Source organism: Sphaerisporangium corydalis, assembly GCF_025506355.1.
Classification (GTDB): Bacteria; Actinomycetota; Actinomycetes; order Streptosporangiales; family Streptosporangiaceae; genus Sphaerisporangium; species Sphaerisporangium corydalis.
In genome coordinates this window covers 1-21,399 of the sequence record NZ_JANZYP010000083.1, presented here as the reverse complement: position 1 = coordinate 21,399, position 21,399 = coordinate 1, and the positions used below count along the sequence as shown (strand labels likewise).

The 21,399-nt window shown below is 66.5% G+C and carries 28 protein-coding genes; all 28 read right to left on the bottom strand.

Going from position 1 to position 21,399, the window contains the following annotated elements:
- Nucleotides 1-86 precede the first annotated feature (86 nt).
- The 28 genes from NYZ98_RS37035 to NYZ98_RS36900 all read right to left on the bottom strand — a co-directional run bounded on the left by NYZ98_RS37035 (nt 87) and on the right by NYZ98_RS36900 (nt 21,209).
- Nucleotides 87-740, bottom strand: a complete 654-nt coding sequence (locus NYZ98_RS37035; RefSeq protein ID WP_262849265.1) for an adenylate kinase — start codon at nt 738-740, stop codon at nt 87-89.
- A complete protein-coding gene (secY, locus tag NYZ98_RS37030; protein ID WP_262849263.1) occupies nt 740-2,047 on the bottom strand; it encodes a preprotein translocase subunit SecY in 1,308 nt (435 codons plus the stop codon). Before secY ends, NYZ98_RS37035 begins: the two co-directional genes overlap by 1 nt.
- 166 nt (nt 2,048-2,213) lie before the next feature.
- Nucleotides 2,214-2,687, bottom strand: coding sequence for a 50S ribosomal protein L15 (gene rplO / locus NYZ98_RS37025; protein ID WP_262849260.1), 474 nt, complete (start codon nt 2,685-2,687; stop codon nt 2,214-2,216).
- Between the two features lie 2 nt (nt 2,688-2,689).
- Entirely contained in the window at nt 2,690-2,872 is a 183-nt protein-coding gene (gene rpmD / locus NYZ98_RS37020) for a 50S ribosomal protein L30 (protein WP_262849257.1), read from the bottom strand.
- Nucleotides 2,873-2,875: 3 nt separating this feature from the next.
- Entirely contained in the window at nt 2,876-3,508 is a 633-nt protein-coding gene (gene rpsE, locus NYZ98_RS37015) for a 30S ribosomal protein S5 (RefSeq protein ID WP_114032746.1), read from the bottom strand.
- A gap of 49 nt (nt 3,509-3,557) precedes the next feature.
- Nucleotides 3,558-3,938 carry a 50S ribosomal protein L18 gene (gene rplR, locus NYZ98_RS37010; protein ID WP_262849252.1) on the bottom strand — a complete coding sequence of 127 codons (381 nt, stop codon included), beginning with the start codon at nt 3,936-3,938 and terminating at the stop codon, nt 3,558-3,560.
- 2 nt (nt 3,939-3,940) lie between these two features.
- Nucleotides 3,941-4,483, bottom strand: a complete 543-nt coding sequence (gene rplF, locus NYZ98_RS37005; RefSeq protein ID WP_262849249.1) for a 50S ribosomal protein L6 — start codon at nt 4,481-4,483, stop codon at nt 3,941-3,943.
- Nucleotides 4,484-4,502: 19 nt separating this feature from the next.
- Nucleotides 4,503-4,901, bottom strand: a complete 399-nt coding sequence (rpsH, locus tag NYZ98_RS37000; protein ID WP_262849247.1) for a 30S ribosomal protein S8 — start codon at nt 4,899-4,901, stop codon at nt 4,503-4,505.
- 179 nt (nt 4,902-5,080) lie between these two features.
- Nucleotides 5,081-5,266, bottom strand: a complete 186-nt coding sequence (locus NYZ98_RS36995; RefSeq protein ID WP_248964959.1) for a type Z 30S ribosomal protein S14 — start codon at nt 5,264-5,266, stop codon at nt 5,081-5,083.
- Nucleotides 5,267-5,303: 37 nt separating this feature from the next.
- A complete protein-coding gene (gene rplE / locus NYZ98_RS36990) occupies nt 5,304-5,879 on the bottom strand; it encodes a 50S ribosomal protein L5 (RefSeq protein WP_262849244.1) in 576 nt (191 codons plus the stop codon).
- Entirely contained in the window at nt 5,879-6,178 is a 300-nt protein-coding gene (gene rplX / locus NYZ98_RS36985; protein WP_262849287.1) for a 50S ribosomal protein L24, read from the bottom strand. The genes rplE and rplX overlap by 1 nt, the downstream gene beginning before the upstream one ends.
- Before the next feature lie 8 nt (nt 6,179-6,186).
- The gene (gene rplN / locus NYZ98_RS36980) at nt 6,187-6,555 is read right to left on the bottom strand and encodes a 50S ribosomal protein L14 (RefSeq protein ID WP_189162756.1); all 369 of its coding nucleotides are present in this window, start codon (nt 6,553-6,555) and stop codon (nt 6,187-6,189) included.
- Nucleotides 6,556-6,703: 148 nt separating this feature from the next.
- Nucleotides 6,704-6,988, bottom strand: a complete 285-nt coding sequence (gene rpsQ, locus NYZ98_RS36975) for a 30S ribosomal protein S17 (RefSeq protein WP_262849239.1) — start codon at nt 6,986-6,988, stop codon at nt 6,704-6,706.
- The gene (gene rpmC / locus NYZ98_RS36970; protein ID WP_262849237.1) at nt 6,981-7,217 is read right to left on the bottom strand and encodes a 50S ribosomal protein L29; all 237 of its coding nucleotides are present in this window, start codon (nt 7,215-7,217) and stop codon (nt 6,981-6,983) included. Before rpmC ends, rpsQ begins: the two co-directional genes overlap by 8 nt.
- Nucleotides 7,217-7,636 carry a 50S ribosomal protein L16 gene (gene rplP, locus NYZ98_RS36965; RefSeq protein WP_262849235.1) on the bottom strand — a complete coding sequence of 140 codons (420 nt, stop codon included), beginning with the start codon at nt 7,634-7,636 and terminating at the stop codon, nt 7,217-7,219. Before rplP ends, rpmC begins: the two co-directional genes overlap by 1 nt.
- 2 nt (nt 7,637-7,638) lie before the next feature.
- The gene (rpsC, locus tag NYZ98_RS36960) at nt 7,639-8,502 is read right to left on the bottom strand and encodes a 30S ribosomal protein S3 (protein WP_262849233.1); all 864 of its coding nucleotides are present in this window, start codon (nt 8,500-8,502) and stop codon (nt 7,639-7,641) included.
- On the bottom strand, nt 8,502-8,870 hold the full coding sequence (gene rplV, locus NYZ98_RS36955) for a 50S ribosomal protein L22 (protein WP_262849231.1): 369 nt from the start codon (nt 8,868-8,870) through the stop codon (nt 8,502-8,504). Before rplV ends, rpsC begins: the two co-directional genes overlap by 1 nt.
- Nucleotides 8,871-8,895: 25 nt before the next feature.
- Nucleotides 8,896-9,174, bottom strand: coding sequence for a 30S ribosomal protein S19 (gene rpsS / locus NYZ98_RS36950; protein ID WP_262849229.1), 279 nt, complete (start codon nt 9,172-9,174; stop codon nt 8,896-8,898).
- 11 nt (nt 9,175-9,185) lie between these two features.
- The gene (rplB, locus tag NYZ98_RS36945) at nt 9,186-10,022 is read right to left on the bottom strand and encodes a 50S ribosomal protein L2 (protein ID WP_248964953.1); all 837 of its coding nucleotides are present in this window, start codon (nt 10,020-10,022) and stop codon (nt 9,186-9,188) included.
- A 47-nt stretch (nt 10,023-10,069) separates the two neighbouring features.
- Nucleotides 10,070-10,372 (bottom strand): 50S ribosomal protein L23, encoded by a 303-nt coding sequence (rplW, locus tag NYZ98_RS36940; RefSeq protein ID WP_262849223.1) that lies wholly within the window; start codon nt 10,370-10,372, stop codon nt 10,070-10,072.
- Entirely contained in the window at nt 10,372-11,022 is a 651-nt protein-coding gene (gene rplD / locus NYZ98_RS36935; RefSeq protein WP_262849221.1) for a 50S ribosomal protein L4, read from the bottom strand. Before rplD ends, rplW begins: the two co-directional genes overlap by 1 nt.
- On the bottom strand, nt 11,019-11,672 hold the full coding sequence (rplC, locus tag NYZ98_RS36930) for a 50S ribosomal protein L3 (RefSeq protein ID WP_262849219.1): 654 nt from the start codon (nt 11,670-11,672) through the stop codon (nt 11,019-11,021). Before rplC ends, rplD begins: the two co-directional genes overlap by 4 nt.
- Nucleotides 11,673-11,686: 14 nt before the next feature.
- On the bottom strand, nt 11,687-11,995 hold the full coding sequence (gene rpsJ / locus NYZ98_RS36925) for a 30S ribosomal protein S10 (RefSeq protein WP_012887830.1): 309 nt from the start codon (nt 11,993-11,995) through the stop codon (nt 11,687-11,689).
- A gap of 274 nt (nt 11,996-12,269) precedes the next feature.
- Nucleotides 12,270-13,463 (bottom strand): elongation factor Tu, encoded by a 1,194-nt coding sequence (tuf, locus tag NYZ98_RS36920; RefSeq protein ID WP_262849217.1) that lies wholly within the window; start codon nt 13,461-13,463, stop codon nt 12,270-12,272.
- Between the two features lie 181 nt (nt 13,464-13,644).
- Nucleotides 13,645-15,693, bottom strand: coding sequence for an elongation factor G (gene fusA / locus NYZ98_RS36915; protein ID WP_380707996.1), 2,049 nt, complete (start codon nt 15,691-15,693; stop codon nt 13,645-13,647).
- Nucleotides 15,694-15,784: 91 nt separating this feature from the next.
- Nucleotides 15,785-16,255: a 30S ribosomal protein S7 gene (gene rpsG, locus NYZ98_RS36910; RefSeq protein ID WP_262849213.1), complete on the bottom strand. Its 471-nt coding sequence runs from the start codon at nt 16,253-16,255 to the stop codon at nt 15,785-15,787.
- A gap of 1 nt (nt 16,256) precedes the next feature.
- Nucleotides 16,257-16,631, bottom strand: a complete 375-nt coding sequence (gene rpsL, locus NYZ98_RS36905; protein WP_061253213.1) for a 30S ribosomal protein S12 — start codon at nt 16,629-16,631, stop codon at nt 16,257-16,259.
- Between the two features lie 702 nt (nt 16,632-17,333).
- A complete protein-coding gene (locus NYZ98_RS36900; RefSeq protein ID WP_262849211.1) occupies nt 17,334-21,209 on the bottom strand; it encodes a DNA-directed RNA polymerase subunit beta' in 3,876 nt (1,291 codons plus the stop codon).
- Nucleotides 21,210-21,399 lie beyond the last annotated feature (190 nt).

Sequence of the window (21,399 nt, the reverse complement as noted above, 5' to 3'; positions counted from 1 at the left end):
CATCCCAATTCCCCCGATTGTCCCCCAACAAGCCGAACGCCACCCCTGGAGAACGACCCCAGAAGTGGCGTTTGGCGCTGAATACGTCAGTCGGCGAAGCGGCGCAACTCCGCCATCGCCCGCTGAGTGATCTCCTCGACCGGGCCGGTGGCGTCCACGCCCTGGAGGATCCCCTCTTCCGCGTAGAACGAGATGAGCGGAGAGGTCTGCTCCTGATAGACCTCCAGGCGGTGGCGGATGGTGTCTTCCCGGTCATCGTCCCGCTGGAACAGCTCGCCGCCGCAGGCGTCGCAGACGCCCTCGGTGGAGGACGGGTCGAACACCACGTGCCACACCTTGCCGCAGGAACGGCAGGTGCGGCGCCCGGCGAGGCGACGCACGACCTCCTCGTCGTCGACGACGAGCTCCAGCACTGCATCGAGTGACGTGCCGAACTCGGCCAGCATCTTGTTCAAGATCTGCGCCTGCGGCACGTTACGCGGGAAGCCGTCGAGCAGGAATCCCTCCTGCGCGTCCGGCTCCCCGAGGCGGTCGCGGACCATGGCGACTGTCACCTCGTCGGGTACGAGGTCGCCACGGTCCATGTACTCCTTGGCAAGCTTGCCGAGTTCCGTGCCGCCCGACACGTTGGCACGGAAGATGTCACCTGTCGAGATCTTCGGGATGGACAGGTTCGATGCGATGAACTGGGCCTGTGTCCCCTTGCCCGCTCCGGGGGGCCCGACCAGGACGACGCGCACTACTTGAGGAAGCCCTCGTAGTTCCGCTGCTGCAGCTGGCTCTCGATCTGCTTCACGGTGTCCAGCCCAACACCAACCATGATCAGAATGCTCGTGCCTCCGAACGGGAAGTTCTGGCTCGCTCCTGCCACCGCCAACGCGATGATCGGCACCATGGAGATCAGACCCAGATACAGCGAACCGGGAGCGGTCAACCGGTTGAGCACGTAACTCAGGTACTCGGCGGTCGGCCGCCCCGGGCGGATGCCCGGGATGAATCCACCGTACTTCTTCATGTTGTCCGCGACTTCAACGGGGTTGAAGGTGATGGACACGTAGAAGAAGGTGAAGAAGACGATCAGCACGAAGAACGTGGCCATGTAGACCGGGTGGTCGCCACGGACGAAGTTCTGCGCCAGCCACTGGACGACGGCGCCCGGGTTCTCCTTGTTGCCGAACAGCGACACGATGAGCTGCGGGAGGTAGAGCAGCGAGGAGGCGAAGATGACCGGGATGATGCCCGCCTGGTTCACCTTCAGCGGGATGTAGGTCGAGGTGCCGCCGTACATCCGGCGGCCGACCATACGTTTGGCGTACTGCACGGGAATACGGCGCTGCGCCTGTTCCACGAACACCACCGCCGCGATCATGAACACACCGACCACCATCACCACGACGAAGGTGAAGGCGTTCTGCCGGAAGATGTTCAGGAGCTCCGACGGGAAGACCGCGATGACCTGGGTGAAGATCAGGATCGACATGCCGTTGCCGACACCGCGGTCGGTGACGAGCTCGCCGAGCCACATGATCACCGAGGTGCCGGCCGTCATGACGATGACCATGGTCACGATGGTGAACGGGTCGTTGTTGACCAGGAGCGGCTGACGGCAGTTCGGGAAGAGCTGCCCGGTGCGCGCCAGCGCCACGAAGGCGGTCGACTGCAGGATCGCGAGGCCGATGGTCAAGTAACGCGTGTACTGCGTGATCTTCGCGTTGCCGGCCTGGCCTTCCTTCTTGAGCGCTTCAAGACGGGGAATGACCACTGTGAGCAGCTGGAGAATGATGCTCGAGGTGATGTACGGCATGATGCCCAGCGCGAACACTGAAAGCTTCAGCAGCGCACCGCCGCTGAAGAGCTGCACCATTCCGTAGATGTTGGCGGCGTCGCTCGATTGCGCCTCTTTCAAACACTGCTGCACATTGATCGTGTTGACGCCTGGGGTCGGTAGCACCGAGCCCAGCCGGAACAACACGATGATGCTCAGAGTGAAGAGCAACTTGTTGCGCAGGTCGGGCGTACGGAACGCCCGGGTAATCGCGGTCAGCACGGTCCCTCCTGCGCGCCTGAAAGGCGGTATCGGTCAGCGAAGGTCTGGGAGTGATCCATCGGCACATCTCTGGTCAACGAGCCCTGGACAGCCTTCTGTCCAGCGCACTCTAACGCACTACGGGCGCGGCGGCCCTCTGTGAGCCCCCGCGCCTCGTATTGCCTGCCTACAGCTCGGTGGCGGCGCCACCGGCTGCTGCGATCTTGTCCTTCGCGGCGGCGGAGAAAGCGTGCGCCTGCACGTTCAACGCCACCGAGATGTCACCGGTTCCCAGAATCTTGACCGGCTGGTTCTTGCGGACCGCTCCCCGCTCGACCAGCGTGTCCACCGTGACGTCGCCGCCGTCGGGGAACAGCTCGCCCAGCCTGTCCAGGTTGACGACCTGATAGGTCGTCTTGAACATGTGGTTGGAGAAGCCCTTCATCTTGGGCAGGCGCCGCTGGAGCGGGACCTGGCCACCCTCGAAACCGAGAGGGACCTTGTTCCGCGCCTTGGTGCCCTTGGTGCCACGACCCGAGGTCTTGCCCTTGGACGCCTCGCCCCGGCCCTTGCGGACCTTGGACTTGTTGGCGCCAGGAGCCGGCCGCAGGTGGTGGATGCGCAGCGGCGTGCCGCCGCCCGTGTTATCCGCGTTAGCCATGACTAGTCGACCTCTTCCACCTCGACGAGGTGCGTCACCACGGAGACCATGCCCCGGATCTCCGGGCGGTCCTCCTTGACGACCACATCGCCGATTCGCTTCAGGCCCAGCGATCGAAGCGAGTCACGCTGGTTCTGCTTGCCACCGATCTTCGACCGGGTTTGGGTGATCTTGAGACGAGCCATCGGCTAGCTCACCGCCTTCGCCGCCGCGGCGGCCTCGGCGATGCCTTCGGCACGGGCCTTGAGCATGCGCACGGGGGCGACGTGCTCGATCGGCAGCCCACGACGCGCGGCGATCTCCTCGGGCCTGCTGAGGCCCTTCAGCGCCGCCACGGTGGCGTGGACGATGTTGATCGGGTTGTCCGAGCCGAGCGACTTCGACAGCACGTCGTGGATACCGGCGCACTCGAGGACGGCGCGCACGGGGCCACCCGCGATCACACCGGTACCGGGCGAGGCCGGCCGCAGGAGAACGACGCCGGCGGCGTCCTCACCCTGCACGGTGTGTGGGATGGTGCCCTGGATGCGCGGCACCTTGAAGAAGTGCTTCTTGGCCTCCTCGACGCCCTTGGCGATCGCCGCGGGCACCTCCTTGGCCTTGCCGTACCCGACGCCGACCAGGCCGTTGCCGTCACCGACGACGACCAGGGCGGTGAAGCTGAAGCGACGGCCGCCCTTGACGACCTTCGCCACTCGATTGATCTTTACGACGCGCTCGATGTACGAGACGCCCTTCTCGGCAGCGCCGCCGCGGCGATCGTCGCGACGGTCCCGCCGCTCACCACCGCCGCCGGCACCGCGACGCGGAGCTGCAGCCATCAGTGGTTCCTCTCCTCGTTGCTCATGATTGCGATCCTGGCCGGAGACATCAGAACTCCAGCCCGCCTTCTCGGGCGCTGTCCGCGAGGGCCGCGATGCGGCCCGCGTAGCGGTTGCCACCGCGGTCGAACACGACAGCGGTGATCCCGGCGGCCTTGGCCCGCTGAGCGAGGAGCTCGCCGACCTTCTTCGCCTTGTCCGTCTTGGTGCCCTCGGCCGTGCGGAGCGAGGCGTCCAGAGTGGACGCGCTCACCAGCGTGTGACCGGCGGTGTCATCGACGACCTGCACGAACAGGTGACGCGCGGAGCGGTTGACGACAAGACGCGGGCGGGCGGACGAGCCGACGACCTTCTTGCGGACGCGGCGGTGACGGCGCGAACGCGAGAGCTCGCGAGCGGCCGTGTGCTTGGCAACCTTGGTGAAGGCCATGACTACTTACCAGCCTTTCCGACCTTGCGGCGGATGACTTCGCCTTGGTACCGCACACCCTTGCCCTTGTACGGATCAGGCTTGCGCAGCTTGCGGATGTTCGCGGCGACCTCGCCGACCTTCTGCTTGTCGATGCCGTCCACGTGGAACACGGTCGGGCGGTCGACGCGGAAGGTGACGCCCTCAGGGGCGTCGACGATCACCGGGTGGCTGAAGCCGAGCGCGAACTCGAGCTGCGTCGGGCCCTTGGCCTGGACGCGGTAGCCGACTCCGACGATCTCCAGCGTCTTGCTGTATCCCTTGGTCACGCCGTCCACCATGTTGGCGATCAGCGTGCGGGAGAGCCCGTGCAGTGCACGGACCTTTTGCTCGTCGTTGGGACGCGTGACGGCGATGATGCCGTCGTCCCCCCGAGCCACATCGATCGGCTCGGCGACCGTGTGAGAAAGCGTGCCCTTAGGGCCCTTGACCGTGACATCCCGGCCGTCGATGGTGATGTCAACACCATTCGGTACGGGGATGGGCAGCCGTCCAATGCGCGACATGCTGTAATTCCTCCCCTCGTTACCAAACGTAGGCGAGGACTTCCCCGCCCACACCACGCTTGCCGGCCTGCCTGTCGGTCATGAGGCCACCGGACGTCGAAATGATCGCGACGCCCAGGCCGCCCAGGACCCTAGGCAGGTTGTCCTTCTTTGCATAGACCCGCAGACCGGGCTTGGAAACCCGTCGCAGGCCCGCGATAGACCGTTCACGCGTAGGCCCGAACTTGAGCTCCACCACGAGGTTCTTCCCGACCTTGGCGTCTTCGACGGCCCAGGCCTGGATGTAACCCTCCTGCTGGAGGATCTCGGCGATATGCGCCTTGATCTTCGAGTACGGCATGGCCACGGTGTCGTGGTATGCCGAGTTCGCGTTACGCAGACGTGTCAACATGTCTGCGATCGGGTCGGTCATCGTCATGGCCGGTGGCCCTCCTCACCGCGGTTTCCCTGTGACGGGACCTACGGTGTGGTCGTGGGCGCTTGAATCAGCGCCCGGTTGATATGACTTATGTGTACGGCCGGTCCACGCGGGCCTCCGTGAGACGCCCCGCGGCCGTGACGGCCGCGACGCGCCTTCAGAGAAGGCCCGCACGTGGACTACCAGCTCGACTTGGTGATGCCGGGCAGCTCGCCCCGGTGCGCCATCTCGCGGAAGCACACGCGGCAGAGCCCGAACTTCCGGTAAACGGCGCGAGGCCGGCCGCAGCGCGTGCACCGAGTGTATGCACGAACGCCGAACTTCGGCTTGCGCTCGGCCTTGGCGATCAAGGACTTCTTGGCCATCAGGCCTCCTTCTTGCGATCCACAGCCACTGGGCTGCTCACGCTTCCTTAAAGGGGAAGCCGAGAAGCTTGAGCAGCGCCCGGCCCTGGTCGTCGTTCGTGGCTGTGGTCACGACCGTGATGTCCATGCCACGCTGACGGTCGACCCGGTCGGGGTCCACCTCGTGGAACATGACCTGCTCGGTGAGACCGAAGGTGTAGTTCCCGTTGCCGTCGAACTGCTTCGGCGACAGGCCGCGGAAGTCCCTGATGCGCGGAAGCGCGAGGGACAGCAGCCGGTCGAGGAACTCCCACATGCGGTCGCCGCGAAGCGTCACGTGCGCGCCGATCGGCATGCCCTCACGCAGCTTGAACTGCGCGATGGACTTGCGGGCGTGGGCGACGGCAGGCTTCTGGCCCGTGATGGCGGTGAGATCGCGCACCGCGCCCTCGATGAGCTTGGAGTCCCGAGCGGCCTCGCCGACGCCCATGTTCACCTTGATCTTGGTGAGCCTGGGGATCTGCATGGCGTTCTCGATGCCGAACTGCTCGCGCAGCTTCTCCGCGATCTCCTCGCGGTAGCGCTGCTTGAGACGCGGCAGGGTGCGCTCGGTCTCGGTAGTGGTGGCGGTCATCAGTTGTCCTCACCCGATTCGTCGGCCTTGGCGGCCTTCTTGGCGGGCTTGTCGTCCTTCTTCGCCTCATCCTTGAGCTTCTTGACGTTGCTCACGTGGATGGGGGCCTCCATGGTCTGCACGCCGCCTTCCTTGGCGCCGCGCGGTCCCTGGTGGGTGACCTTCGAGTGCTTCTTGACCATGTTGACGCCCTCGACCACCACGCGGTCCTCGCGCGGGATCGAAAGGATCACTCGGCCCTTGGCACCCTTGTCCTTACCGGCGATGACCTGGACGAGGTCACCCTTCTTCACATGCAGCTTCGGCATTACAACACCTCCGGCGCGAGCGAGATGATGCGCATGAACTTCTTCTCGCGCAGCTCGCGACCCACCGGACCGAAGATACGCGTGCCCCGAGGGTCACCGCTGTCCTTGATGATGACCGCGGCGTTCTCGTCGAAGCGGATGTAGGAGCCGTCCGGGCGGCGGCGCTCCTTGGTGGTGCGCACCACGACAGCCTTGACCACATCACCCTTTTTGACGCCCGCGGCGGGAAGGGCGTCCTTCACCGTCGCGACGATGATGTCGCCGATACCCGCGTAGCGCCGACCCGAGCCGCCGAGCACGCGGATGCACAAGATCTCCTTGGCACCCGTGTTGTCGGCGACCTTGAGCCGCGACTCCTGCTGGATCACGTCAACTCCCGTGTGTCACGCCGGTTCTCATTCAGTGAGCCTGGCGGAACTAGATTCGGTCTTTACACCCTCGGCGACGGCCCTGCCACCACCGAGAGGGGACGCCCGCACGGGAGACCCCCTTCCGGGGGGCCTCCCGCAGAGCGACTTACTTGGCCCGCTCGAGGATCTCCACGACCCGCCACCTCTTGGTGGCGGACAGCGGCCGGGTCTCCATCAGGAGGACACGGTCGCCGACGCCACACGAGTTGGCCTCGTCGTGGGCCTTGTACTTGGTCGTACGGCGGATGACCTTGCCGTACAGCGGGTGCTTCACGCGGTCCTCGACGGCGACGACGACGGTCTTGTCCATCTTGTCGCTGACGACGAGACCCTCGCGGGTCTTGCGGTAGTTCCGCGTCTTCTTGTCGGTGGTCTCAGTTGACTCAGCCATCGCTCGGCTCCTTCTCTACGGTGATGATTCCGAGCTCCCGCTCACGCATCACGGTGTAGATACGGGCGATCTCGCGGCGGACGGCACGAAGCCGCCCATGGCTTTCCAACTGACCGGTCGCCGCCTGGAAGCGGAGGTTGAACAGCTCCTCCTTGGCTTCCTTGAGCTTCTGCACCAGTTCGTCCTGGTCGGAAACTCGCAGCTCGCCGGCGGTAAGGCTCTTAGCCATCACGCCTCACCCACTTCACGCTTAACGAACCGGCACTTCATCGGGAGCTTGTGCATCGCACGCCGGAGGGCCTCGCGGGCCACCGGCTCGGTGACACCCGAGAGCTCGAACATGACGCGCCCGGGCTTGACGTTGGCGATCCACCACTCCGGCGAACCCTTACCGGAACCCATGCGGGTCTCGGCCGGCTTCTTCGTCAGCGGACGGTCGGGGTAGATGTTGATCCACACCTTGCCGCCACGGCGGATGTGCCGGGTCATGGCGATACGAGCGGCCTCGATCTGGCGGTTGGTCACGTAGTGGTGCTCAAGCGCCTGAATGCCGAACTCGCCGAACACGACCCTGGTGCCGCCCTTGGCGGCTCCGCTGCGGTCGGGCCGGTGCTGTTTGCGGTGCTTGACCCTGCGCGGGATCAGCATGGTCAGCTCCCCTCAGCACCCGGCTGCTCCGCCGGGCCGGTCTCGGGCGCCCCTGCGGGCGCGGTGGATTCGGTCTTGGGTCCGCGACCGCCGCCACGAGGGGCGCCGCCGTCACGGTTGCCGCCACGGCCACCGCCGCCACCGCCGCCGCCCGCACCACGGCCGCGCTGCGGCCGGTCGGTACGGTCGCGACGCTGGCCGGCGCGCGCGCCGGCCGCGGCCGCCTCGCGCTCGGCGCGGCTGGTCGGAGCCTCACCCTTGTAGATCCACACCTTCACGCCGATGCGGCCGAAGGTGGTGCGGGCCTCGTAGAAGCCGTAGTCGATGTCCGCGCGAAGGGTGTGCAGAGGCACACGGCCCTCGCGGTAGAACTCCGACCGCGACATCTCGGCGCCGCCGAGACGACCGGAGCACTGGACACGGATGCCCTTGGCGCCGCTCTTCATCGCCGACTGCATGGCCTTGCGCATCGCCCGCCGGAAGGAGACCCGGCTGGACAGCTGCTCGGCCACGCCCTGGGCGACGAGCTGGGCGTCGACCTCGGGGTTCTTGACCTCGAGGATGTTGAGCTGGACCTGCTTCTTGGTCAGCTTCTCGAGATCGCCACGGATACGGTCCGCCTCGGCGCCGCGGCGGCCGATGACGATGCCCGGCCGGGCGGTGTGAATGTCGACCTGGACTCGGTCGGTGGTCCGCTCGATCTCGACCTTGGAGATGCCCGCCCGCTCCATGCCCTTCTGCAGCATGCGGCGGATCGACACATCCTCGGCGACGTAAGCCTTGTACAGCTTGTCGGCGTACCACCGGCTCTTGAAGTCGGTCGTGATGCCGAGTCGGAACCCGTGCGGGTTAACCTTCTGGCCCACTAGCGGGTCCTTCCCTTCGGCCTGCCCTGACCTTCCGGCCGGGCTTCGACGATCACAGTGATGTGACTCGTCCGCTTGTTGATCCGATAGGCACGGCCCTGGGCACGGGGACGGAACCTCTTGAGCGTCGGGCCCTCATCGACCCACGCCCGGCTCACGACCAGCAGCTCGCGGTCGAGCTTGAAGTTGTGCTCGGCGTTCGCCATCGCGCTCGACAGCACCTTGTAGATCGGCTCGCTCGCCGCCTGGGGGGCGAACTGCAGCACGGCCTGCGCCTCCGAAGCGGGCAGCCCGCGAATAAGGTCCACCACGCGGCGGGCCTTCTGGGGCGTGACGCGGACGAACCGCGCCTGAGCCCTGGCTTCCATCGCTTACTCCTCGTTTCTAAGGCGCTTACCGCCGGCTACGCCGGTCTTCCTTGACGTGGCTGCGGAAGGTCCGCGTAGGCGCGAACTCACCGAGCTTGTGACCGATCATCGACTCGGTGACGAACACCGGGACGTGCTTGCGCCCGTCGTGGACGGCGATCGTGTGGCCGAGCATGTCGGGCACGATCATGGAGCGCCGCGACCACGTCTTGATGACGTTTTTGGTGCCCTTTTCGTTCTGGGTGTCCACCTTCTTCATGAGGTGGCCATCCACAAAAGGACCCTTCTTAAGGCTACGTGGCATTTAGGCTGCTCCTACCGCTTCTTCCTCTTGCTCCGCCGACGGATGATCAGTCGGTCGCTGGCCTTGTTGGCCTGACGGGTACGTCCCTCGGGCTTGCCCTTGGGGTTCACCGGGTGGCGACCGCCGGACGTCTTGCCCTCGCCGCCACCGTGCGGGTGGTCGACGGGGTTCATGGCCACACCACGAACGGTGGGGCGCTTGCCCTTCCAGCGGTTACGGCCGGCCTTACCGATGTTGATGTTGGCCTGCTCGGCGTTGCCGACCTGGCCCACGGAGGCGCGACAGCGAACGTCCACCTGGCGCATCTCACCGGAGGGCATACGCAGCGTGGCGTACTGTCCCTCCTTGGCCAGGAGCTGGATCTGCGCGCCGGCCGACCGGCCCAGCTTGGCACCTCCACCGGGCTTCAGTTCCACGGCGTGGATGAAGGTACCGGTCGGGATGTTGCGCAGCGGCAGGCAGTTGCCCGGCTTGATGTCGGCCGCGGGGCCGTTCTCGATGCGGTCGCCCTGCTTGATGCCCGTAGGAGCGAGGATGTAGCGCTTTTCGCCGTCCGCGTAGTGCAGGAGCGCGATGCGCGACGTCCGGTTCGGGTCGTACTCGATGTGAGCGACCTTGGCCGGGACGCCGTCCTTGTCGTGGCGCCGGAAGTCGATGATCCGGTAGGCGCGCTTGTGCCCACCACCCTGGTGACGCGCGGTCACCCGGCCGTGGACGTTTCGACCACCCTTGCTGTGCAGGGGAGCAAGCAGCGACTTCTCCGGCGTGCTGCGCGTGATCTCGGCGAAGTCCGAGACGCTCGCGCCGCGACGACCCGGAGTCGTCGGCTTGTATTTACGGATGCCCATCTTTTTCGTTCATCCCTTGTCGATATTGCGTGGCAACGCAGCGGTGGCTAGCTGATCTGACCGAAGATGTCGATCCGGTCGCCGTCCACCAGGCTCACGATCGCCCGCTTGGTGCTCGGGCGCTGGCCGTAGCCGAACTTGGTCCGCTTGCGCTTGCCCTGCCGGTTGATCGTGTTCACGCTCGTGACCTTGACGCCGAAGATCTGCTCGATCGCGATCTTCACCTGGGTCTTGTTGGCGGTCTTACGCACCAAGAACGTGTACTTGTTGTGCTCATCGATCAGGCCGTAGCTCTTCTCGGAGACGATCGGCTTGATGATGATGTCGCGCGGGTCGGCGATCTTCTGCATCAGGCGTCTTCCTTCCCGCTCTTCCCCAGCCGCGCAACGACCTGGTCGTACGCGTCACGCGTGAACACCACGTCGTCGTGACAGAGCACGTCGTAGGTGTTGAGCTGGCCCGAGTCCAGCAGGTGGACCTCCGGCGCGTTGCGCAGGCTGAGCCAGGTCAGCTCGTCACCCTCGTCGACGACGACGAGGACGCTGCGAGCCTTGGAGATGTTGCGCAGCGCGTCGAGGGCGGCCTTGGTCTTCGGGGTCTCCCCGCTGACCAGGCTCTCCACGATGTGCACGCGACCGCCGGACGCCCGGTCGCTGAGGGCGCCGCGAAGAGCGGCGGCCTTCATCTTCTTGGGCGTCTTCTGGGTGTAGTCCCTCGGCTGCGGGCCGTGGACGATGCCGCCGCCGGCGAACTGCGGGGCGCGGGTCGAGCCCTGACGGGCGCGGCCGGTGCCCTTCTGCCGGTACGGCTTCTTGCCACCGCCGCTGACCTCACCACGGGTCTTCGTCTTGTGCGTACCCTGCCTGCGCGCGGCGAGCTGGGCGTTGACGACCTGGTGCATCAGCGGGATGTTGACCTTCGCGCCGAAGATGTCCTCCGGCAGCTCGACGCTGCTGCCGGTCTTCGCGCCGGCCGCGTCGAGGACGTCAATGGTGCTCACTTGGCAGCCCCCTTCTTGGCAGAGGTGCGGACGAGGACCAGGCTGCCGTTGGCGCCGGGAATCGCACCCTTGATCAGGATGAGACCCTTCTCGGCGTCCACGGCGTGGACCTTGAGGCTCTGGACGGTGGTCCGGATGTTGCCCATCCGGCCGGCCATCCGAAGGCCCTTGAAGACGCGACCCGGGGTGGCGCAGCCACCGATGGAGCCGGGCGAGCGGTGCTTGCGCTGGGTGCCGTGCGAGGCGCTGAGGCCCTTGAAGCCGTGACGCTTCATGACACCCGCGAAGCCCTTGCCCTTGCTCTTGCCGGTCACGTCGACGTACTGCCCGGCCTCGAAGGTGTCGGCCAGCACTTCCTGGCCGATCGTGTACTCGGTGGCGTCCGTGGTCCGAAGCTCGACGAAGTAGCGGCGCGGGGTGATGTCGTGCTTGCGCAGATAATCACCCAGCGGCTTGTTCACCTTGCGCGGGTCCACCTGCCCGTAGCCGAGCTGAACAGCGGAGTAGCCGTCCTTGTCCTCAGTGCGGACGCGGGTCACCACGCACGGACCGGCCTCGACGACGGTCACCGGAACGATCCGGTTGCCTTCGTCGAAGACCTGGGTCATGCCGAGCTTCTTGCCCAGGACGCCCTTGATCTGCTTAGCCATGTCAGTGCGTTCCCTCAGAGCTTGATCGAGATGTCGACGCCGGCCGGAAGGTCGAGCCGCATGAGCGAGTCGACGGTCTTCGGCGTCGGATCGATGATGTCAATCAGCCGCTTGTGCGTGCGCATTTCGAAGTGCTCACGGCTGTCCTTGTACTTGTGCGGCGACCGGATGACGCAGTACACGTTCTTCTCGGTCGGCAACGGCACCGGGCCCGCGACCTTCGCGCCAGTCCGCGTCACCGTCTCGACGATCTTCTTGGCCGAGCTGTCGATGACCTCGTGGTCATAGGCCTTAAGCCGGATGCGGATCTTCTGTCCCGCCATAGTGGCCTCGGTGTCCTTCGCTGTCGTCCTGCAAGAGTGTCATGCGGCCTTTTGCCGCCGTGCGGTGTCCCACGTGGCTGTCGCCCCGCGACCCGCCTATTTCTTCCGTGATCTTGCAGTCATCTCGGTCTCTCAGGGCCGAGACGGCTGCGAGATCACGGGCCTGGATCGGGCTCGGAACTCGCTGTGGGCTCCGGGGCCGGCGGACCGGCCCCTTCGTGGTGCGGCGGTCGGCCCCGGATTCCCGAGGCCGACCGCCGACCCGTTTGTCGCGCTACTTGATGATCTTCGTGACTCGACCCGCACCGACGGTGCGGCCACCCTCGCGGATGGCGAACTTGAGTCCGTCCTCCATCGCGATGGGCTGGATGAGCTGGACGGTCATCTCGGTGTTGTCACCGGGCATGACCATCTCGGTGCCCTCGGGCAGGGTCACGACGCCCGTCACGTCCGTGGTACGGAAGTAGAACTGCGGGCGGTAGTTGTTGAAGAACGGCGTGTGGCGGCCACCCTCGTCCTTCGACAGGATGTACACCTGAGCCTCGAACTCGGTGTGCGGGGTGGTCGTGCCCGGCTTGATGATGCACTGGCCGCGCTCGACGTCCTCGCGCTTGATGCCGCGCAGGAGCAGGCCGACGTTGTCTCCGGCCCGGCCCTCATCGAGGAGCTTGCGGAACATCTCGACACCGGTGACGGTGGTCGTGGTGCTCTTCTCCTTGATGCCGATGATGTCGACGGTCTCGTTGACCTTGACGATGCCGCGCTCGATACGACCGGTCACGACGGTGCCGCGGCCGGTGATCGAGAACACGTCCTCGATCGGCATGAGGAAAGGCTTCTCGGTGTCACGAACGGGCTCGGGGACGTTCTCGTCCACGGCGTTCATGAGCTCGATGATCGAGTCGCCCCACTTCTCATCGCCCTCCAGCGCCTTGAGCGCGGAGACGCGGATGACCGGCAGGTCGTCGCCCGGGAACTCCTGGGCCGACAGCAGCTCGCGGACCTCGAGCTCGACGAGCTCCAGGATCTCCTCATCGTCCACCATGTCGGCCTTGTTCAGGGCGACGACGATGTAGGGGACGCCGACCTGGCGGGCCAGGAGGACGTGCTCCTTGGTCTGCGGCATCGGGCCGTCGGTGGCGGCGACCACGAGGATCGCGCCGTCCATCTGCGCCGCACCCGTGATCATGTTCTTCACGTAGTCGGCGTGACCGGGGCAGTCCACGTGGGCGTAGTGGCGCTTCTCGGTCTGGTACTCGACGTGGGCGATGGAGATGGTGATGCCGCGGGCCTTCTCCTCGGGCGCCTTGTCGATCTTGTCGAACGGGGTCGCCTCATTGAGCTGAGGGAAACGGTCGTGGAGCACCTTGGTGATCGCCGCGGTCAGAGTGGTCTTGCCGTGGTCGATGTGCCCAATGGTGCCGATGTTCACGTGCGGCTTGGTCCGCTCGAACTTGGCCTTGGCCACTGCTCTGTCTCCTTAGAGATTCTGACTTCACTTGCGTAGTCTCACTCGGGCTCGGAGCCCGCAGCCCCTGGCCGGCGATCGCTCGCCGTCCCGAGGCACCGGGGACCGGGGGGAAATCCCCGATCCCCTCCAGCCGCGAAGCGACGGTCTCCCACCGCTCCCGGCCATCGGACTCCGTAGGCTATTCGCCCCGAGCCTTCGCGACGATCTCCTTGGCGATGCCCGGGGGCACCTCCGAGTAGGAGTCGAACTGCATGCTGTAGACAGCCCGGCCCTGGGTCTTGCTGCGCAGGTCACCCACGTAACCGAACATCTCTGACAGCGGAACGAGGGCGTTGATGACCTTCGCCCCGCTCCTGTCTTCCATCGCCTGGATCTGCCCGCGGCGACCGTTGAGGTCACCGATGACATCACCCATGTAGTCCTCGGGCGTGATGACCTCGACGGCCATCATGGGCTCCAGGATTACGGCGTCCGCACGGCGCGCGGCCTCCTTGAAGGCCATCGAACCGGCGATCTTGAAAGCCATTTCGGACGAGTCGACCTCGTGGTAGGCGCCGTCCCGGAGGGTGACCTTCACGCCCACCATCGGGTAGCCGGCCAGGACGCCGAACTCGGCGGCCTCCTGGGCGCCCGCGTCCACCGACGGGATGTACTCCCGGGGGATGCGGCCACCGCTGACCTTGTTGGAGAACTCGTAGCCGTCGTTGCCCTCGCCCAGCGGCTCCAGGTCGATGATCACGCGCGCGAACTGGCCGGAACCACCGGTCTGCTTCTTGTGCGTGTACTCGACCTTCTCCACCTTCCGGCGGATGGTCTCGCGGTAGGCGACCTGCGGGCGGCCGACGTTGGCCTCGACCTTGAACTCGCGGCGCATCCGGTCGACGAGGATCTCCAGGTGGAGCTCGCCCATTCCCCAGATGACCGTCTGCCCGGTCTCCTCGTCCCGCCGGACCTGGAAGGACGGGTCCTCCTCGGCCAGGCGCTGGATCGCCGTGCTCAGCTTCTCCTGGTCGCCCTTGGTCTTGGGCTCGATCGCGACGTTGATGACCGGAGCCGGGAAGTTCATCGACTCCAGGACGACCTGGTGCGTCGGGTCGCTGAGGGTGTCACCGGTGGTGGTGTCCTTCAGGCCCATGACGGCGACGATCTGACCGGCTACCGCCGACGGGCGCTCTTCGCGCTTGTTGGCGTGCATCTGGTAGATCTTGCCGATGCGCTCCTTCTTGCCCTTCACCGAGTTCACGACCGAGGTACCGGTGTCGAGAGTGCCCGAGTAGATGCGAATGAAGGTGAGCTTGCCCAGGTGCTGGTCGCTCATGATCTTGAAGGCCAGAGCGGAGAACGGCTCGTTCGGGTCCGCGTGACGCTCGATGACCTGGTCCTCGTGGCCGACCGCGTGTCCCTTGAGAGCCGGGATGTCGGTCGGGGCCGGGAGGTAGGCCACGATCGCGTCGAGCAGGGGCTGGACGCCCTTGTTCTTGAAGGCGGTGCCGCACAGGACCGGGTTGATGGCGCTGGCGAGCGTCGCGCGGCGGATGCCGGCGACCAGCTGCTCCTCGGTGGGCTCGACGCCCTCGAGGTACAGCTCCATCAGCTCGTCGTCGTGCTCGGCGGCCGTCTCGATGAGCTTGTCGCGCCACTCACGAGCGACGTCGGCGTGGTCGGACGGGATGTCGACGACGTCGTACATCTCGCCCTTGGCGGCCTCGGCGCTCCAGATGAGGCCCTTCATCTTCACCAGGTCGATGATGCCCTTGAAGTCGGCCTCGACGCCCCAGGGGAGCTGGATGACCAGCGGGGTCGCGCCGAGGCGCGACACCATCATGTCGACGCAGCGGTGGAACTCCGCGCCGACCCGGTCCATCTTGTTGACGAAGCAGATGCGGGGGACGCCGTAGCGGTCCGCCTGCCGCCAGACCGTCTCCGACTGGGGCTCGACACCGGCGACGGCGTCGAACACCGCGACCGCACCGTCGAGGACGCGAAGCGAGCGCTCCACCTCGACGGTGAAGTCGACGTGGCCGGGCGTGTCGATGATGTTGATGGTGTGATCAAGCCAAATGCAGGTGGTCGCGGCGGAGGTGATGGTGATGCCGCGCTCCTGCTCCTGCTCCATCCAGTCCATCGTGGCAGCGCCCTCGTGGACTTCACCGATCTTGTAGTTGATACCGGTGTAGAACAGGATGCGCTCGGTCGTGGTGGTCTTGCCCGCGTCGATGTGGGCCATGATCCCGATGTTGCGGACCTTGGCCAGGTCAAGAGCGGTCACTGTGGCCACTTCTCTCGCGTCCCTCGTCGTCTCGTCGTCGCCGCTGGGGTTACCAGCGGTAGTGGGCGAAGGCCTTGTTGGACTCGGCCATCTTGTGCGTGTCCTCGCGCCGCTTCACGCTGGCGCCGAGGCCGTTGCTCGCGTCGAGCAGCTCGTTCATCAGCCGCTCGGTCATGGTCTTCTCGCGGCGGGCGCGGGAGTACTGCACCAGCCAGCGAAGGGCCAGGGTGGTGCTGCGCGCGGCGCGCACCTCCACCGGCACCTGGTAGGTGGCGCCACCGACCCGGCGGCTGCGCACCTCCAGGGTGGGCTTGACGTTGTCGAGCGCGCGCTTCAGGGTGACGACCGGGTCGTTGCCCGACTTGTCCTTGGCCCCTTCGAGAGCGTCATAGACGATCGACTGGGCGAGCGAGCGCTTGCCGTTCAGCAGCACCTTGTTGATGAGCGCGGTGACCAGCGGCGAGTTGAACACCGGGTCGGCGACAAGCTGTCGGCGCCCAGCGGGACCCTTGCGCGGCATGTCAGCTCTTCTCCTTCTTCGCGCCGTAACGGCTGCGGGCCTGCTTGCGGTTGCGGACGCCCTGGGTGTCCAGGGAACCGCGGATGATCTTGTAGCGAACACCCGGCAGGTCCTTCACACGACCGCCACGCACGAGCACGATGGAGTGCTCCTGAAGGTTGTGACCGACACCCGGGATGTAGGCCGTGACCTCGATGCCGTTGGTGAGCCGGACGCGCGCCACCTTGCGGAGGGCGGAGTTCGGCTTCTTGGGGGTCGTCGTGTACACGCGCGTGCAGACGCCGCGCCGCTGGGGGCTCCCCTTGAGCGCCGGTGTCTTGGTCTTACTGACCTTGTCCTGGCGGCCCTTGCGGACCAGCTGCTGAATCGTGGGCACCGCGTCTCCGTTCATGCTTGGCCGGTAATTCGAAAAGTCGTGCGTTTCGCAGGCTCTGCCGGTGTCATGACCTGCTGTTTTTCCCTCGGCTCCGACCCACGCGCTCGGGCGTGTCGCGATCTTTGCCGCACTACGCCCAGCGATGGCCAGACCAGTGGAGGAGATCATGCGGCGTCCAGCCGGCCCCCGTAGAGGCCTCGGAGCGCACGCATGTGAGCCCATGAAGCCACGGGCACGAAGGGCAAGACTACCTAGCCCATCGCAACACGTCAAAACGGCTGCGCCGGGCCGCTTCGAGCGGGCGGCTCCGGGTCATGTCATGGTCCCGCGGCCGGTTTCCCGCCGACCGCTATCAGGCTCCTGGCAAGTTTACCTTCATCGAGGGACTTCTCTCGACGATTTACCCGTGTCGGCCCCCCCGCCTTCCCAGCCGCACCGCCCCCGCCTTTCCGGGCACACCGCCTCCCCCTTTCCGGCGCGCCGGGCCCGCCCTCCCGCCGCACCGGCCCCGCCTGCCCGGCGTACCGGCCCCGCCCTGCCGGCGCACCGGCCTCGGGACGCCCAGCGGCCCGCACCCGGTCCCGGCGGCCCGCCGAGTACCGGGAATCCCCCGGAACGCCACGAGGGGCACCCGCTCCCTCTCGGGAAACCGGGCACCCCTCGTACGCCTTGGCGGCCGGCCGGCTCGCGCCGGCCGGACCGTCAGCGGTTGTACTGACCGAAGTCGTACTCCTCCAGCGGGACGGCCTCGCCGCTGCCCGTGCCGAAGGTGTAGTCGGTCGCGGAGCCGTCGTAGCCGCCGACGGTGTACATCGCCGCCTTGGCCTCCTCGGTGGGCTCCACCCGGATGTTGCGGTACTGGGGCATGCCCGTACCGGCCGGGATGAGCTTGCCGATGATGACGTTCTCCTTGAGACCGAGCAGGGAGTCCGACTTGGCATGGATCGCCGCGTCGGTGAGCACCCGGGTGGTCTCCTGGAAGGACGCCGCCGACAGCCACGACTCGGTGGCCAGCGACGCCTTGGTGATGCCCATGAGGACCGGACGGCCGGAGGCGGGGGTGCCGCCCTCGGCGACGACCTCGCGGTTGACCATCTCGAACCTCGGCCGCTCGACGAGCTCGCCGGGCAGCAGGTCGGTGTCACCCGACTCCAGCACGTTCACCCGCTTGAGCATCTGCCGCACGATGATCTCGATGTGCTTGTCGTGGATCGACACACCCTGCGAGCGGTACACCTGCTGGACCTCGGCCACGAGGTGGAGCTGCACGGCCCGGGGGCCGAGGATGCGCAGCACCTCGTTGGGGTTGACCGCGCCGGCGATGAGCTGGTGGCCCACCGTCACACGCTGGCCGTCGCTGATCAGCAGACGCGACCGCATGGAGACCGGGTAGGCGATCTCCTCGGAACCGTCGTCGGGAGTGACGACGATCTTGCGGGTCTTGTCGGTCTCGTCGACGCGCACGCGGCCGTCGGCCTCGCTGATCGGGGCGACGCCCTTGGGGACGCGCGCCTCGAACAGCTCCTGGACTCGGGGCAGACCGTGGGTGATGTCCGCGCCCGCCACACCGCCGGTGTGGAACGTACGCATCGTGAGCTGGGTGCCCGGCTCGCCGATCGACTGGGCCGCGATGATGCCGACGGCCTCGCCGACGTCCACCAGCTTGCCGGTCGCCAGCGACCGCCCGTAGCAGGTGGCGCAGACGCCGATCTTGGCCTCGCAGACGAGCGCGCTGCGCGTCCGCACGGTCTCGATGCCGGCCTCGACCAGCGCCGTCACCGTGATGTCGGTGATGTCGATGCCCGCGGTCGCGATGACCTTGCCGTCCACCTCGACGTCCTCGGCCAGGATGCGGCCGTGCACGTTGCTCTCGGCGTTCTCGGCCTTGACGAGGTTGCCCGAGGAGTCACGCTCGCCGACGTTCAGCGGGACGCCGCGGTCGGTGGCGCAGTCGATCTCGCGGACGATGACGTCCTGCGCGACGTCCACCAGACGACGGGTCAGGTAACCCGAGTCGGCGGTGCGCAGCGCGGTGTCGGCGAGGCCCTTGCGCTGTCCGTGGGTGGAGATGAAGTACTCCAGCACCGACAGGCCCTCGCGGAACGAGGACTTGATCGGCCGCGGGATCGTCTCACCCTTGGTGTTGGACACCAGGCCGCGGATGCCCGCGATCTGACGGACCTGCATCTTGTTGCCTCGGGCGCCGGAGTTGACCATCATCCAGACGGAGTTGGTCGCCGGGAAGGCGTTCACCATGTCGGTCTCGACGTCCGCCGTGGCGTGCGTCCAGATCTCGATGAGCTCCTGACGGCGCTCCTCGTCGGTGATCAGACCGCGCTCGTACTCGCGCTGGACCTTGTCGGCCCGCCGCTCGTACGTGTCCATGATCGCGGCCTTGTTCGGCGGCGCGACGACGTCGTCGATCGAGATCGTGACGCCGGAGCGGGTCGCCCAGTGGAAGCCCGCGTCCTTGAGCGCGTCCAGAGCGGCCGCGACCTCGACCTTCGGGTACTTCTCCGCCAGCTCGTTGACGATGACCGAGAGCTGCTTCTTGCCGATCTGCGAGTTCACGAACGGGTAGTTGTCGGGCAGCGTCTGGTTGAACAGGCACCGGCCCAGCGTGGACTCCAGCCGGTAGGCCTCGCCGGCCTCCCAGCCGTCGGGCGCCTGCCAGCCCCTCGGCGGCGGGACGTCCTTGACCCGGACCTGGATCTTGGCCTGGATGTTCAGCTCGCGCCGGTCGTAGGCCATGAGCGCCTCGGAGACCGAGCCGAAGACCCGGCCCTCGCCCTCGGCGCCGTCGAGCTGGGTGGTCAGCCAGTAGAGGCCGATGATCATGTCCTGGGTGGGCATGGTCACGGGCTTGCCGTCGGCCGGCTTGAGGATGTTGTTGGTCGAGAGCATCAGGATGCGCGCCTCGGCCTGGGCCTCCGCCGACAGCGGCAGGTGGACCGCCATCTGGTCGCCGTCGAAGTCCGCGTTGAACGCGGTGCAGACGAGCGGGTGGATCTGGATGGCCTTGCCCTCGACGAGCTGCGGCTCGAAGGCCTGGATGCCCAGGCGGTGCAGGGTCGGCGCGCGGTTGAGCAGCACGGGGTGCTCGGTGATGACCTCTTCGAGGACGTCCCACACGACCGGCCGGGCACGCTCGACCATGCGCTTGGCCGACTTGATGTTCTGCGCGTGGTTCAGGTCCACCAGGCGCTTCATCACGAACGGCTTGAACAGCTCCAGCGCCATCTGCTTGGGCAGGCCGCACTGGTGCAGCTTGAGCTGCGGGCCGACGACGATGACCGAACGGCCGGAGTAGTCGACGCGCTTGCCGAGCAGGTTCTGGCGGAACCGGCCCTGCTTGCCCTTGAGCATGTCCGACAGCGACTTCAGCGGGCGGTTGCCCGGCCCGGTGACCGGACGGCCGCGGCGGCCGTTGTCGAACAGCGCGTCGACGGCCTCCTGCAGCATCCGCTTCTCGTTGTTCACGATGATCTCGGGGGCGCCGAGGTCGAGAAGCCGCTTGAGGCGGTTGTTCCGGTTGATGACCCGGCGGTACAGGTCGTTCAGGTCCGAGGTCGCGAACCGGCCACCGTCGAGCTGCACCATCGGGCGCAGGTCCGGCGGAATGACCGGGATGCAGTCGAGGACCATGCCGTTGGGCGAGTTGCGCGTCGTGAGGAACGCGGACACGACCTTCAGCCGCTTGAGCGCGCGGGCCTTCTTCTGACCCTTGCCGCTGCGGATGGTCTCGCGCAGCGACTCGGCCTCGGCGGCCAGGTCGAAGTTGTTCAGGCGCTCCTGGATCGCCTGGGCGCCCATGCCGCCGCGGAAGTAGCGGCCGAAACGGTCGCGCATCTCGCGGTAGAGCAGCTCGTCGCCCTCGAGGTCCTGGACCTTGAGGTTCTTGAAGCGGCTCCAGACCTCGTCCAGACGGTCCAGCTCGCGCTGGGTGCGGTCGCGGAGCTGCCGCATCTCGCGGTCTGCGCCCTCACGCACCTTGCGGCGCTGGTCGCCCTTGGCGCCGGCGGCCTCCAGCTCGGCCAGGTCGGACTCGAGCTTCTTCTGCCGGGCCTCGATGTCGGCGTCGCGGCGCTGCTCGATGTGCTGCCGCTCGACGGAGATCTTCGCCTCGAGCGAGGGCAGGTCACGGGCACGCATGTCGGTGTCGACGAACGTGATCATGTAGGCCGCGAAGTAGATGACCTTCTCGAGGTCCTTCGGAGCCAGGTCGAGCAGGTACCCGAGGCGTGACGGGACGCCCTTGAAGTACCAGATGTGGGTGACCGGCGCGGCCAGCTCGATGTGGCCCATCCGCTCACGACGCACCTTGGCGCGAGTCACCTCGACGCCACAGCGCTCACAGATGATGCCCTTGAAGCGGACGCGCTTGTACTTGCCGCAGTAGCACTCCCAGTCCCGGGTAGGACCGAAGATCTTCTCGCAGAAGAGCCCGTCCTTTTCCGGCTTCAGGGTCCGGTAGTTGATGGTCTCGGGCTTCTTCACCTCGCCGTGCGACCACTGACGGATATCGTCGGCCGTGGCGAGACCGATTCGCAGCTCGTCGAAGAAGTTGACGTCGAGCACTTCTTATCCCCTCGCTTGAAAATCAGACCTCTTCGACACTGCTCGGCTCGCGCCGGGACAGGTCGATGCCGAGCTCCTCCGCCGCGCGGAAGACATCCTCGTCGGTGTCACGCATCTCGATGGACATGCCGTCGCTGGAGAGCACCTCGACGTTGAGGCACAGCGACTGCATCTCCTTGATGAGGACCTT